This window comes from Tepidanaerobacter sp. GT38 (genome assembly GCF_021991635.1).
Taxonomy (GTDB): domain Bacteria; phylum Bacillota; class Thermosediminibacteria; order Thermosediminibacterales; family Tepidanaerobacteraceae; genus DTU063.
In genome coordinates, this window is the sequence record NZ_JAFFJA010000015.1 from 14194 (window position 1) to 28246 (window position 14053).

The following is a 14053-nucleotide window of genomic DNA, read 5'->3' on the forward strand; positions in this document are numbered from 1 at the left end:
GCATTGCTCATTTCTATATTATTATATAAACTAGTTTTGCAAAATATAAGTAAGTTTAAGCGTCTTAAGCCTGCAGTATTTAATACCACTTTACAAACATTTGTTTTGGTGGTATTATTTTATTTACTAAACATTTGTTCGGTTAAGGGTGAATCATATGTCCTTTTGCCACTTACACGTCCACTCGGAATACAGCATGTTGGATGGCTTGTGCCGCCTGCCAGAACTTGTGCGCAAAGCGGCAGAGCTGGGCATGCCAGCTTTATCTCTAACGGACCACGGAGGCTTATGGGGAGTTGTGCCTTTTTACAAGCTGTGCCTTGAAGCCAAAATAAAGCCTATTTTGGGCTGTGAAGTATACGTAGTAGAAAACCTGCGAAAAAAAGAAGGCAAAGAAAACCCCCATCATTTGGTACTCCTTGCGGAAAACCAAGAGGGGTATCAAAACCTGATTAAACTTATAACCATTTCCCACCTAGAAGGCTTTTATTATCGTCCTAGGCTCGACAAAGAGCAGCTGGCCGCTTACAGCAAGGGTCTAATCGCCCTTAGCGGATGCTTAAAGGGTGAAGTGGCAGATTATATACTGAAGGGCGACATGGCAAAAGCAAAACAAGCTGTCACAGATTATACTGAAATCTTTGGAAAACACAACTTCTACCTGGAACTGCAAGACCACGGTCTCATGGAGCAAAAGAAAATTAACTTCTGGCTGAAAAACTTTGCCAAAGAGTTTTCCTTGAGGTTAGTGGCTACCAATGATGTCCACTATTTGGAGCCGGAGGATAGCCGCATACATAATGTGCTTTTATCGGTACAGACTATGTCGGTAGTGGAAGAGGCCCTTTCTCTCCCGGGCAACCAGTACTATCTAAAAAGCGAAAGGGCTATGAAGGAGCTGTTTTCCGATGTGCCTGAGGCTATACAAAACAGCGCCGTTATTGCTTCAAGGTGCAATGTGAAACTGGAGCTGGGCCATCTTTCCCTGCCGGAAGCTCAAGTGCCTTCCGGCTATGACACTAATAGTTTCTTAGAAAAACTTGCTTTTGAAGGAGCCAAAAAGCACTACGGCAGTCCATTGCCCTCTCAGGTTTTCGAAAGACTTGCTTACGAACTTTCCACTATAAAAAAGACCGGCTTTGCCGGCTATTTCCTCATTGTAAAAGACATTGTGGACTTTGCTGTAAAGCAAGAAATCCCGGTAGGGGTGGGCAGAGGCTCTGCCCCCGGAAGCCTTGTAGCATACTGTCTGGGCATCACTGATGTGGATCCCATTAAGTACGGCTTAATCTTTGAACGATTTTTAAATCCCGAAAGAGTAAGCCCACCGGATATAGATATAGACCTTTGCCACGTTGGCCGGCGCCATGTCCTGGATCACATCAGAAAGCGCTTCGGCCACGACAAAATTGCCCATGCAGGTGCCTTTTCCACCCTGCAGGCCCGAGCGGTGCTAAGAGATACAGGCAGGGCTCTGAAACTTGATTACAGCAAGATAGATCAGATGTGTTCACTTGTGCCTTATTCCCATATGACCCTCCAGGAAGTTCTACACCAGAGCCCGCACCTTTCCTCTTTAGTGCGCCGGGACCCTGATGTAAGACTTGCCTTTAAAATAGCCATGCACCTGCAAGGTCTCCCGCGCCACATGACTCAGCATTCGGCAGGTGTAGTCATAGCTAAAGAAACTTTGACAAAATACGCACCCCTGCAACAGGCCAGCGGCCAGGAAATCATAACGCAAGTGGATATGGATATGCTGGAGGACTTGGGCCTTGTTAAAATTGACCTTTTAGGTTTGCGTTTTTTGACGGTAATAGGTAATACTTTAAAATTTGCTTACAAAAGACACGGCATAAAACTTTCTCCCAAAGACATACCTTTAGATGATCCTAAGACTTATGCAGCCCTATGCCGCGGTGATACCAATTCCACTTTTCAGCTGGAAAGCTGCGGCATGCGAAATTTGCTCAGGAAAATCCGTCCGCAAAATATCGAAGATTTGTCGGCGGTACTTGCCCTCTACCGACCCGGACCTCTCAACAGCGGCATGACTGAAGAATTCATAGCCCGCCGCCTGGGTAAAAAAGAAGTCAGTTTCCCTCATCCCTGTCTTGAACCGGTGCTTCGCGACACCTATGGTGTCTTCGTATATCAGGAACAACTGATGCAGGCAGCCCAGGCAGTAGCAGGTTATACCTTGGGAGAAGCAGACCTTCTTAGGCGAGCCATTGCCAAAAAAGATAAAAAAACTATTGAAAATCACAGACCTAGATTTATTAAGCAGGCCACTTATCGAGGTATTGATAAAGAAACCGCTGAAAAGATATTTTCCATACTGGAGGCCTTTGGAGATTACGGCTTTAACAAGTCCCACAGCATAAGCTATGCAATCATGGCCTATAAAACAGTCTTTTTAAAAGAACACTTCACTTTAGAGTATTTTGCCGCACTGCTGTCCCTGTATGCGGATACCCCTTCAAGGCTTCAGCTTTATCTGTCTGAAGCCCGCCGCAAGGGCATAAAACTCCTTCGGCCGGATATAAATCAAAGTGAAGTGGGTTTTACACCCGAATACGGCATAACAGAGGCAGATAATTCCATAGGCTCAATCCGGACCGGCCTTTGCATGGTTAAAAACCTGGGCCCTCAAGGCGTTAAGCAAATTTTAAAAGCAAGGCAGGAAAGGCCCTTTACCGATTTTTTTGACTTCTGCCAGCGAATTGACCGCAGAGCTGTGGGAATAAGAGCATTGGAATCTTTAATTTGGGCAGGTGCTTTTGATAGCTTCGGCATTTCAAGGCCGGCTCTTTTGCTTGCCCTAAAACCTGCCACAAAACAAAAGCGGGCAATAGCCGGCCAACTGAGCCTTTTTGCCGAAGAATCCCCTATAAAGCAACTTGCTGAAGATGTACTGCTGCCGGACTTTTCTTTTGAACAAAAAGCCTATCATGAGCTTTGCTCTTTAAGCCACTATGTGACTTTTCACCCTATGGAGCTTCAGGAAGAATGGGCAAAAGGCATTCGCTCTCACACTGTTCAGGAAGTCTCTGAAATCTGCTGTAAAAAAAAGGTGCGCCTTGCAGGCATATTGCTGGATACGCGCTTTGGACTCACTCGAAATAAAAGTCGTATGATGTTTGTCCAGTTGGAAGACTTGACGGGCAGTATTGAACTTGTGGTATTTCCCAGAGAGCTAAAATTTTACAGGCCCTATCTTGTCCCAGGAGCCGCTGTGCTAGTTGACGGCTGGGTTGACCTGTCCGACGACGGCCACCGCACTGTAATTGTAGAAAAGGTCAGGCCTTTAACAAAGCCAAGCGGTAGGAATGAAGAAAAACCAGGGAGCTGTGAGAATAGCCATAATAAGGCCCAAACCATGAGCCTCAGCACTGTCTAAATTTAAACTCCTTGCCATTTTTCGATGATACAGATAAATCAATATCCCCACCAACAACACAATCAAAATATGAACAAAGCCGCTGACAAAATTGGACCACACCAGGTATGTATCCATATATTTGTCAAAAGGAGCCATCTCCAGGAAACCTACCATCACTACGCCACCTAAAAAATTTGCAAAATAACCAAAGACTGCTGCCTTTAAAGAATAACCAAAAACCACCCCCCTGTTTATTTCCGGCTGGGTGGTCTTTTCACTTCCAAAAGCTCTAAAGCAATATATCTTTAACCTGTTAAATTTTTTGTGCTTTTTAAGATAAAGGTTCACAATAAGGGTATTAATTATAAATTTAATAATTAATATCTGCGGAATGAGCCTGGGCATAAAATGGGTAATCCAAAGTGGAAATATAAGGCTATAGAGCACCGTTTGATTTTTTACATCTTTTGTCACAAGTTTACCTCCGAAAAATATTGTATTTGGCGTAGGTTTTACCAGATCACACTGAAAACAATTTCGACAAATAGTGATAATTTCCTCCATTATTTTGCCACACTCTTAAAACTTTTTAGCGACTTTGCAAATTTTATAGCTTGAAAAGCAAATATCTTATATAATCTATTTAAGCAAAATGAAATTTAATTGAACGGGAGCAAATTAAATGGACTCATTCAAACCCTTCCTCTGTATAGTTACTTTAATTAATGCTTTTGCTTTCATTTTAATGGGCATAGATAAATATAAATCCAAACACAACCTTTGGCGCATAAGCGAGAAAACTCTTTTTACAGTATCTATCCTCGGCGGTGCGGCGGGAGTGCTAATCGGAATGTATTTCTTTCGACATAAGACCAAGCACATAAGTTTCATATGGGGTATTCCCATAATCTTAATTCTACAAGTAGCCGCAGTTTATTACATATTAACGTAACATTATCTTAAGTATTTAACAGCATTTTGGATATGGCCCAGGCAGCACCTTCATTTTGGTATTCTTTAGGAGATACTATTACATGGGGCGGAAGGTCAGGCAGGTTGTCATCGTGCCTGACGAATACAGCATACTTGGCAAAGGCCAGCATTGGCAAATCGTTTTCCCCGTCTCCCACAGCTAAAACTTCTTCAGGCAATATGCCCAGTTTTTCGCACAACATTTTAAGGCCACGGCCTTTGTTACAAGTGCTGCTGTTTATTTCACAGAGATACGGGTATGAACGGGTACAGCTTAAGTGAGAAAGTTTCTTCGGCCACATCTGTAAAATCTCTTGGGCTTTCTCACTGCTTTCTGTAATTAACATTATCTTTACTACATCTTCTCGGGTAAGGTCATCGGGAGTATCAGCCACCTTGCTGCAATATATTTCAAAGGCCTTCAGTCTATCTATCAGCCAGTCTCGATTTATGGGCAAATTACAGTGAAGATGTATTTGGTTTGGCTGGTAGATAGTGGTGGCAACGCCGGGTATTTTTGTGGTAAATTTTATAACCTCATCAGCCTCATCTACGCTTAATAAATCCTTCCATACTACTTCCTCTCCGATATATGCTAAGGCACCATTGTTCAAAACTAACGGGGTTTTCTTCATATCAAGGCCAACGGTGCCCATGACTTTTTTTGTGCCGTCTCGATGCCTTCCAGTTACCAGCGCAATTTGTATACCTTTAGACAAAACTTGTCTTATGGCTTTTTCATTGGCAGGGGATATATTGTTATCGCCATCTACGATAGTGCCATCAATATCAAGAGCGATTAATTTTATTGCCATCTAATTATCACCTCAGAAAAATGATTGCAATGTTTGTTTTACATTTAAAAATCCCTCTTTCTGATATTATCAGAAAAGAGGGATTTGTTCAAACTGTTTTAGCCCATAAAAATTAAATCTGGCCGGTTAGTTTAAGCACTGTATGGGCTATTACTGCAGAACCTAAATAAGTGCCCACAAAGACAAAAATAGCTACTACAACTATCCTTAGACCATTTTTCTTAAAAGAATCCAGGTCTTTTCCTAAAGAAATACCGGCATAGCCCAAAATAGGCGTGGTAAGTGCCAAAAAGTTAACCTGCGATGTCAGTTCTGCTACTTTTTCACCTAAAGGGAACCAAGGCATTGTGAGAATAATGCCTAAAAGCGATACATATACTACAGCAGGCAAATTTCCCGGCATTATCTTGGTAATCCACATACCAACAATTACTATCAAGAATAGGATAAGCATTCCAGGAAAGGCAGTTATGGGATCTATTTTGTAACCGACAAAATTACCAACTAAAGTCAATATAGCAACTATAACTGTAATTACAACAGGATCTTTCAATGACAGTTTCATCCCTTTATGACCTCCTCTGCACGGTCTCTAATTAACTTCCTGTAAAGCCATTCGCACATGGGCAGAGCCATGAAAATTGACATGTAAACGCCATCGGCACCGGTAGCCAGGTTGCTGGCGGCACCTAATGCCGTAATTTCTTCAGCCATATTTGGGAATATCTCTACTAGAGCTCCAACTGCAGCACTCATCATACTGGCACTGCCTACACCGCTTGCCATGGCAAGGGCATAAGGATGTAATGGTAAAGCTGTAGCCGCAAAGCCCGCAAAAAGGCCGAAGAATATGGAACCAAAGACGGTACCGGCGACATATACTCCCATAACCCCTCTTCCTTCAGGAGAATCAAGGCCATACATATCCGAAATAATGGCAAGATTAGGCTCTCGTGCAATGGAAAAGGTTGCTCCAATGGCCTCCCTTCTTAAGCCAAGCAATAGGGCAAAAGGCATACCCAAAAGTACTGTTCCAAGATTGCCAAATTCCTGTAGTATGAGTGCAGGCCCAGATTTGATAATAAGAGGCAAAGTGGGGCCAATGTTTGTGCCGTATTTTGCCATCAACAGCATAACTGAAACCGTAATTAAACCCTCTGCAGCGTTCATATCTTCCTTGTCAATAATTTTAAGAAACTTTGGTCCTGTCAAAAGCCCAAGCAAAAGTGCATACAACATAGGAAGTAATACAATAGTCCCTGGACCTAGCTTATAACTTTTGGTCCCTATGAGTTCCGCTATCACCACAAGCGCCAAAACTATGAGGTGTAGCTTTAGGTATCGCTTTTCATCCGACATTTTTTTATCCCCCTTTATTATGTTTATTGTTTTATAAGCTCATCCCAAAACTTGAGATAGCTTGCCTTAGTAAACTTAGGTTTAAACTTAGCTTTTAATTCTTTGGCCAATTTGGCTTCGTCAAAAAGTAAATCCACTACCGTGAGGGCCATTGCTTTAGCAGGAATTATGTAGACCATCTCAGGATCGGTTATCTTGAAATCCTTGCTGTGAGCGTTACCGGAAAAACCACCAACCGTAGGATGAAGCGTTGGCATGATAAGACTTACATCTCCTGCATCTGTAGAACCCGTCAGGTCAACACCCTCGATGATGTTTTCCCTACCTATAAAACTTTGGATGTTTTCAGCAAATAAATGACTTAAAGTTGGATCTTGTTCTAAGGGCATATAACCAGGAATTTCATTTATTTCAACTTCAGCTCCTACCGCATATGCTCCGGCCTTTAAAGCTCTATTGACTTTTTCATTGGCATTAACCACCGCATCTATGGTCTTTGCCCGAACATATGTCTCCAAGCGAACATCGGCAGGCACTATATTGACCAGGTCGCCACCCTTTGTGATTATGGGATGGACTCGAACTTGATCTTCGTCTCTAAAAGTTTCCCTCTGCACATGTATTGCCATAAGGCCAAGCATTGCAGCATTCAAGGCATTTATACCCTTGTCGGGTTCTGCACCTGCGTGGGCTTCCTTACCTTTGTACCTTATGGTTTTACCAATAAATCCAATAGCGCCGCCGTATACGAAAGCTTTTTTCTCTTCTACGCCGCCGGTAGAGTGTACCATCATGGCCATATCGATATCATCAAAGGCCCCTATCCGTATAAATTCCTGCTTGCCACCAAAGAATTTGATTTTACCTTCATCCCGGAGCCTCTCTCTGAACTCCAATTCCACATATTCCTCTGCGGGCACTGCCATAAAGGCAACGTCACCGTCCAGCTTGTCCAAAACATTTCCAAAAATAAGTCCCATGGCAGCCCCAAGCATTGAAGCTATTTGAGCATTGTGGCCGCACGCGTGGGCTGCTCCCGTAACAGGATCGGCGCATGGATGTGCAGGACTTACTACTGCATCAAGCTCTCCCATAATAGCAACTTTAATATCATGGTTCTTCCCCTTAGCCAAAGCCTTAACTCCAGTTATAGCGAGGTTTTCTTCATAAGGTAAGCCTAACTTTTGAAATACCTCTTTAACCAAAGCAGAGGTTTTGTACTCTTTATAGCCAAGTTCCGGGTTTTTAAAAATTTGCTCACCTATTTCAATAATCTCATTCCGGTGTTCATCTATGGCTCTGACTACCTGCTGTTTCAGTTGCTCTTTGTCCACTATAACACCTCCACAATAAAATATAAAAAATAAAATGACCATCACAGGGAGACATATTTCCTTCTATTATACTACTGTTTACTCATTATATGAAGTATTTTTTATTTGATTATGCCGAAAATTAAATTGCTTTAATTTACTGATAAACTATAGGGGCAACCTGCTTCGTGTTTAAGAAATTCCATATTAAATCCAATAATCCTGCCCGGACTTGGGAAAATTATTAGACTTTTTTAAAATCTGATGCTATCATATAACAAGATATATCCAACCAGCATTTTTACCAGCTTATTAATGAAAGGATCAATTTCAATGAGCAATGTGTATATATTTGGTCACAAAAATCCCGATACAGATTCTATTTGTGCGGCTATAGCATATGCAGAATTTAAAAAACAGATTTCCAAAGGAAATTTCATCCCTGCAAGGCTCGGTGAAATTAATAACGAAACAAAGTTTGTGCTTGATTACTTTAATATTCCCGTGCCGTTTTTATTAGAGAATGTATATGCCCAATTGTCTGATATAGCTTTTGACAAGCCTTTATGTTTTACAAAAGATACCCCGATTTCCCGGGTCTGGAATACCATGATTAAACAAAACATAAAGACTGTCACAGTGGTAGATGAAAATGAACGGTTCATAGGAATAGTATCACTAGGTGATATAGCCAGAGCCAATCTGGAAATCTCCGACGATTTTAGCAATTTTGCAGTTCCTATGGAAAATATTATTAAGACTTTAGACGGCAAAGCTTTGCATCTGGCTTCTGATACTTTCTCCGGAAAATTGGCAGTTGCGGCCATGAATTTAGAGGATGTTAAAAAGCGCCTTTTACAAGACACATTGCTTATTGTGGGAAATCGAGAAGATATACAGCTGGCAGCTATTGAAAAAAAGATTAGGACCATAATTGTAACAGGGAATCACTCCATCTCAGAAGCAGTGTTAAATTCAGCAAAATTAAATAATGTGAGTTTAATAGTTGTCCCCTACGATACCTTCAATACTGTTAAGTTAATTAATCAGAGCCTGCCCATTTACTATGTTATGAAAAGTCAAAACCTGATTACCTTTGGAATTCGCGAATTTATGGATGACGTAAAAGACACTATGCTCAAGTACAAATACAGGTACTTCCCTGTCTTAAAAGATAAAAAACCTGTAGGCATGCTCACAAGGCGCCATATTTTGGACTTTGTAGGGAAAAAGGTCATCCTCGTAGATCACAATGAAAAAACCCAGTCCGTTGAAGGGTTGGAACAAGCCCAAATTCTGGAGGTAATCGATCACCACAGAATAGGCAATATGGAAACAGCTTTGCCAATAACATTTATAAATAAACCGGTGGGTTCAACCTGTACCATAATTTACAGCTTATACAAACAGCACTCGATTGTACCGCCTGCTTCTATAGCCGGTATAATGTGCGCCGCAATTTTATCAGATACCCTTATTTTTAAATCACCTACCTGCACGTCCCATGATACCAATGCTGCCAAAGAGCTGGCAAATCTTGCCGGTATCGACTTGGATGAGTTTGCCAAGGCTATGTTTAAAGCAGGCACATCTTTAAAAGGCAAGACGGAAGAAGAAATTTTCTATATGGACTTTAAAGATTTTAATGTGGGAGACTACCAGATCGGAGTAAGCCAAGTCAATATTTACAATACAGATCTCGAGAACTTAAAGGATGGTCTTCTTAGGTTTATGGAAAAGGTGAAAAAGGAAAAGGGCTATGACATGCTGCTCCTGATGTTAACGGACATAATCAATGAAGGCTCGGAAATTCTGCACGTAGGAGGCCACCAAGAACTGCTCTCCCGGGCCTTTGGCATAGAAATTACAGGTGACAGCTTCTACCTGCCTAATGTAGTATCCCGAAAAAAACAGGTCATACCGCAGCTTATAACGGCAATATCTGCTCACTAAAACAATAATGGGACCGGACACATAACAAGCTTAATAGCTAAAAAACAAATAGAAAAGCTTCCAAGGAAAAATTTTGCTTGGAAGCTTTTTAGTGAGTGCCGGTACATGCTTTCATTACTCAACATTTTATTCAAAATTTATGGGCAACATCAGTTCTTCCTGCCTTTGCCCGTTCTCGTCCTCTGTTACAAAAATAATCATGCCTGAAGGGCTCGTGTGCTCACTCAGTTCAACTGTAGCTTCAAATTCCTCCAGTTCCTGAGATTTGACAGATACGCTTACATGAGCAGTTCCCAAGATTTCGTGACCGTCCTCTACTTCTATATTAAACTCTTTCACCCGGGTCTTACCCTTGATGGTAAGTTTGCTGCCAGATTTTACCGATTGACCTTCGCTGGGCTCATCAATAATAAAGTTTACGTCAGAGGCAACAGGTGTGTCGGGGTATTCAGCAACGGGCTCTTGATTTTCATCGGTGCCGTTATTTGAAGGATTAGCCTCAGACTCATTAAGATTTTCCCTGGTGGTTTGGTCTATCTCTGCTGGAGTTTCATCTGCCGCCTTTGTAAAACATCCTGCTGACAAAAGGGCTATTATTACCAGGCAAAAAATAATTAAGGATAATCTTTTCATTTTATCTCCTCCCATTCACTTATATGGACGGAAAAAATCCCGAAAGGTTCCATGAAGCTATCTTGATACATATTTATGCACTTTTACATAAGTTCTGCCTTTTTTGCTTTGACCGCCCACCTCCACTACTTTTGCTCTACCCAGGCGATTTGCCGAAATTACATCTCCTTCCTTGACCGGTGCAGCAGGGTCTTTTACCACTTTAAAATTTAACCTGACATTTTCACCTTTAATAAAGGGCGCCATTTTCGAACGGGAAATTCCAAAGGCAAGCCCTGCTACGGCGTCAAGTCTAAGCGAAGCTACAGTGCTGGTAATTTCTTTATATGACCTTTCCGGTTGTAACAGTTCTTTTAAAGATATCTCCTCTACACTTACAGGCACGCTTCCCACTTTTATTAAGTTAAGCCCTATGTATTCCATTATTTCCTGCTTAACTATTACATCAGCACTCATCTTACTCACTAAAATGTCTCCCAGCTTCTCTCTGCTGATTCCAAGGCCTAAAATAGCCCCCAAATAATCTCTATGGCCCAGATATTCGTCAGGATCTTTGGGCGTTATCCTCAGTGCACCTAAAGGTGCCTTAAAAGGCTCATCACTTAAGTCTTCCGGATAAGCGACTAATATCTTCCGCTCGGCTTCCTCATGACCGCCGTCAAAATAAAAGCTCATTCCAGGAAAGTCCTTAGCTATATCCTGTGCTATCTGCTGCTGGGCAGGGTCTAAAAAATTAGAGGCCTTTTTTTCCCTGTTTTTTTGAGCTATGGTAAATATATCCCTTATCCGAGCTTCGACTTGTTTTTCATTAAAATCTCCCAAAAAGATTCACCACCATTAAAATGTTTTTTGTATCTAAATGTTGCGCACACCTTACCTTATATAATAACATACAGCATTTCTAAATCAAACAATTGTATTTTATGGGAAACCCTCGCCAGCATTGGTTAAAAATTTATTAGTATAGTAAAATATTTACAGATGAACCGCAATATGTTAGGAGGGTTACCCATGACAAAACTTTTTACCCCATTTAAAGTCAAGGATTTGATAATAAAAAATAGAATCATGATGCCTCCAATGTGTATGTACAGCAGTGACGATACAGGTCATGTTAAGCCCTGGCACTATATTCACTACACTACCAGGGCCATCGGCCAGGTAGGTCTTATTATAATTGAGGCGACTGCCATAGAAAAGCGAGGCAGAATTTCTGACAAAGACCTAGGATTATGGGATGATTCGTTAGTGGAAGGCTTGGCACATTTGGTAGAAGAAGTAAAAAAGCACGGCTGTGGCATAGGCATTCAATTGAATCATGCCGGTAGAAAATGTGGTGCCCAAAATGAAAAAATCATAGCTCCGAGCCCCATTCCTTTTGATGAAACCTACAAAGTTCCTGATGAAATGACTCTTGATGACATAAAAAAAATCGTAGACGCTTTCGCACAAGCTGCAAAGCGAGCCAATATGGCCGGCTTTGATTTAATTGAGCTGCACGGTGCTCACGGTTATCTTATCAATCAGTTTTTATCTCCATTGACCAATAAACGAAATGACGAATACGGCGGCAGTGTTGAAAATCGAGTAAGGTTTTTAAAAGAGGTAATTTCAGCAGTAAGACAGGTTTGGCCTCATGAAAAACCGCTAATGCTCAGGGTTTCAGCTGAAGAGTATGCACCAGACGGCAATCATGCAAGTGATGTAGCCCACATCATTAACCTTGTAAAAGATGAAGGCATAGATATTATAGATGTCAGTTCAGGAGCAGTAGTTCCTGCAAAGATAAATGTATATCCAGGGTATCAAGTCACATATGCCGAAACCATAAAAAGGTTGACGAATCTTCCTGTCATAGCTGGAGGGCTGATTACTGAACCGGTCATGGCGGAAGAAATACTGCAAAACCAGCGGGCGGATATGGTGTATATAGGCAGAGAACTTTTGAGAAATCCTTACTGGGCCTTGCATGCGGCGAAAAAATTAAATGCGAATATCATGTGGCCACCTCAGTATGAAAGGGCTAAAATTTAAGACGGTGATATAAAATCACCGTCTTAAAATTCGAGAAATCTTCTAGCGTCCAGCTAGTTTTTGTAAATCGGTGTTCAGTTGTGAAAAGATATATACCGGTGCACAGCCGGGATAATAGGTTACATCCTTTGCCAGTTCCGCGGCTTTTCTAACATTTGCGGCTGAGGGGAAATACTCCCAACAATCTCCGCACACAAACAGGTGCTTATCCCTAGCAAATTCGGGATCAAAATCCGGCACGCCACCTGCTACAACCACCACTTCTCCTTGTTCTTTTATGAACTGGGTCATGCTTAAGCCGCTGTTCGCAAAGGAATCTAAGGCACCTCTCACGTTGACATAGCAGCCTGGGCAGGTCTGCTGTGCATAAACTGTAAAGCCCTTATACATGCCTACAGGGTTATCATTGGGCCGTTTGAATATCCTTCTGACCGAATCAGGAGACTCGCCTACTATTTCTATGTTGTTGAGGTCTATTTCACCAAGACCTTCTGTACCGGCACAGCGCACCGCCGGCACTTCCATGGGGTCAAAGCCCATGATATAGGAGGTTACCGCATCAGTAGCCACCATATCGTTACCTGCAATAATCAGATTCATCTCAACTGGAGTGCCCGCATGAGGTCCTTGTCCTTCCATGCCGATGATGCCGTCAATTATAGTCAAATCAGCCTTTACTGCCCGGTACAAATCCGCGAACTTTTGACCTAAGTCTATGCGATGGGCCCCTTGCTGCTGCCCGCTTGGGTGAACATTTGGTATTATGCCGTTCCAGTTTTTAAGGGCTAATGTCACGGTACCAGCAAGATGCACCTTCATCTTAGGCAGGTTGATGATGACGTCCGCGTCCAGCACAGGTTTGAATATGGCAGCTTTCTTAAAGACTTTAGCCTCGGGAATGTCAACTTCCACGACTTCTGTTTCATCAAAGTATATTACCTTGTCAGCACCTCCCCTTCTTGCTGCTTCTTCCATGCCGGATGCTGCAAATGCAGGTTTCGCACGACCCACGTGAAGGCCAAGTGAAGGATTGTCTCCAACCCATATCTCTCCGGCCTTGGAATTTTCTTTAAAGTACGCTACTACTGCCTCCACAACTCGCGGGTCAACTACTGCAAAGCTCTCCGGTGGTGCCTGAAATGCCAAGTTAGGCTTAATTAGAACCTTTTGACCGGGCTTTATAATGGCATCTGGTGATCCTATAGCGAGTTCTACAGCTTTTGCCACTGCTTCTTTGATTTTGGCGATATCCGAATCTTTCCGAACAAACTTACCCGCCATAAACTCCGCATTACCCTCTGGGGGAGCGCATTTGACAATGGCTACTTTTGGCTTACTCACTATGTATCACTCCATTCTTTATATTTATTTTTTATAATGGACAAAGCAAAAAGCATTTTTGTCATTGCTTGTATATTATATTAAAGCTTAAACCGCATTTATGTCTTGCTTTTCTACAAGTTACAGAAAAATTTGCAGTTTATTTTAATGTTAGATATAATTTTGTGTCTTATTATAATTTTGTTTTATTTTATTATATACTTATTATTCTTATTCTTCAACTGATAAATCTTGAGAAGCTCAAAATAGAA

12 protein-coding genes are annotated in these 14053 nt (G+C 41.9%); 4 read left to right on the forward strand and 8 right to left on the reverse strand.

Annotated features, from left to right (window positions below; all coding sequences use genetic code 11):
- Nucleotides 1-157 precede the first annotated feature (157 nt).
- Nucleotides 158-3400 carry a DNA polymerase III subunit alpha gene (dnaE, locus tag JT739_RS03260; protein ID WP_255688292.1) on the forward strand — a complete coding sequence of 1081 codons (3243 nt, stop codon included), beginning with the start codon at nt 158-160 and terminating at the stop codon, nt 3398-3400.
- Here dnaE and JT739_RS03265 read toward each other — a convergent pair.
- Entirely contained in the window at nt 3308-3856 is a 549-nt protein-coding gene (locus JT739_RS03265) for a hypothetical protein (RefSeq protein ID WP_237659662.1), read from the reverse strand. The two genes, dnaE and JT739_RS03265, sit on opposite strands and share 93 nt — an antisense overlap.
- A gap of 208 nt (nt 3857-4064) precedes the next feature.
- Between JT739_RS03265 and JT739_RS03270 the strand changes: the two genes are divergently transcribed.
- Nucleotides 4065-4334: a DUF1294 domain-containing protein gene (locus JT739_RS03270; RefSeq protein ID WP_237659663.1), complete on the forward strand. Its 270-nt coding sequence runs from the start codon at nt 4065-4067 to the stop codon at nt 4332-4334.
- Between the two features lie 7 nt (nt 4335-4341).
- On the opposite strand, the gene JT739_RS03275 is transcribed toward JT739_RS03270, so the two are convergent.
- The 4 genes from JT739_RS03275 to JT739_RS03290 form a co-directional block, all read right to left on the reverse strand.
- A complete protein-coding gene (locus tag JT739_RS03275) occupies nt 4342-5169 on the reverse strand; it encodes a Cof-type HAD-IIB family hydrolase (protein ID WP_237659664.1) in 828 nt (275 codons plus the stop codon).
- Nucleotides 5170-5281: 112 nt separating this feature from the next.
- On the reverse strand, nt 5282-5728 hold the full coding sequence (locus tag JT739_RS03280; RefSeq protein ID WP_370642565.1) for a DUF340 domain-containing protein: 447 nt from the start codon (nt 5726-5728) through the stop codon (nt 5282-5284).
- Between the two features lie 2 nt (nt 5729-5730).
- A complete protein-coding gene (locus JT739_RS03285) occupies nt 5731-6528 on the reverse strand; it encodes a DUF3100 domain-containing protein (protein ID WP_237659666.1) in 798 nt (265 codons plus the stop codon).
- Nucleotides 6529-6551: 23 nt separating this feature from the next.
- On the reverse strand, nt 6552-7862 hold the full coding sequence (locus JT739_RS03290; RefSeq protein ID WP_237659667.1) for an amidohydrolase: 1311 nt from the start codon (nt 7860-7862) through the stop codon (nt 6552-6554).
- A gap of 312 nt (nt 7863-8174) precedes the next feature.
- Between JT739_RS03290 and JT739_RS03295 the strand changes: the two genes are divergently transcribed.
- A complete protein-coding gene (locus JT739_RS03295) occupies nt 8175-9794 on the forward strand; it encodes a putative manganese-dependent inorganic diphosphatase (RefSeq protein ID WP_237659668.1) in 1620 nt (539 codons plus the stop codon).
- A gap of 126 nt (nt 9795-9920) precedes the next feature.
- Here the strand turns inward: JT739_RS03295 and JT739_RS03300 are convergent, their stop codons facing one another.
- Together JT739_RS03300 and JT739_RS03305 are read right to left on the reverse strand one after the other, a co-directional pair.
- Entirely contained in the window at nt 9921-10427 is a 507-nt protein-coding gene (locus JT739_RS03300) for a Gmad2 immunoglobulin-like domain-containing protein (RefSeq protein ID WP_237659669.1), read from the reverse strand.
- Between the two features lie 57 nt (nt 10428-10484).
- Entirely contained in the window at nt 10485-11249 is a 765-nt protein-coding gene (locus tag JT739_RS03305) for an RNA-binding protein (protein ID WP_237659670.1), read from the reverse strand.
- A gap of 189 nt (nt 11250-11438) precedes the next feature.
- Here JT739_RS03305 and namA point away from each other — a divergent pair, with 189 nt between their 5' ends.
- Nucleotides 11439-12461 carry an NADPH dehydrogenase NamA gene (namA, locus tag JT739_RS03310; RefSeq protein ID WP_237659671.1) on the forward strand — a complete coding sequence of 341 codons (1023 nt, stop codon included), beginning with the start codon at nt 11439-11441 and terminating at the stop codon, nt 12459-12461.
- 42 nt (nt 12462-12503) lie between these two features.
- On the opposite strand, the gene JT739_RS03315 is transcribed toward namA, so the two are convergent.
- Nucleotides 12504-13802 carry a DUF362 domain-containing protein gene (locus JT739_RS03315; protein WP_237659672.1) on the reverse strand — a complete coding sequence of 433 codons (1299 nt, stop codon included), beginning with the start codon at nt 13800-13802 and terminating at the stop codon, nt 12504-12506.
- Nucleotides 13803-14053 lie beyond the last annotated feature (251 nt).

What these genes read in the sequence shown, in the direction of transcription:
- dnaE (WP_255688292.1), top strand. Translation starts at nt 158, where the DNA reads ATGTCCTTTTGCCACTTACACGTCCACTCGGAATACAGCATGTTGGAT.
- JT739_RS03295 (WP_237659668.1), top strand. Translation starts at nt 8,175, where the DNA reads ATGAGCAATGTGTATATATTTGGTCACAAAAATCCCGATACAGATTCT.
- namA (WP_237659671.1), top strand. Translation starts at nt 11,439, where the DNA reads ATGACAAAACTTTTTACCCCATTTAAAGTCAAGGATTTGATAATAAAA.
- JT739_RS03270 (WP_237659663.1), top strand. Translation starts at nt 4,065, where the DNA reads ATGGACTCATTCAAACCCTTCCTCTGTATAGTTACTTTAATTAATGCT.
- JT739_RS03275 (WP_237659664.1), bottom strand. Translation starts at nt 5,169, where the DNA reads ATGGCAATAAAATTAATCGCTCTTGATATTGATGGCACTATCGTAGAT.
- JT739_RS03285 (WP_237659666.1), bottom strand. Translation starts at nt 6,528, where the DNA reads ATGTCGGATGAAAAGCGATACCTAAAGCTACACCTCATAGTTTTGGCG.
- JT739_RS03300 (WP_237659669.1), bottom strand. Translation starts at nt 10,427, where the DNA reads ATGAAAAGATTATCCTTAATTATTTTTTGCCTGGTAATAATAGCCCTT.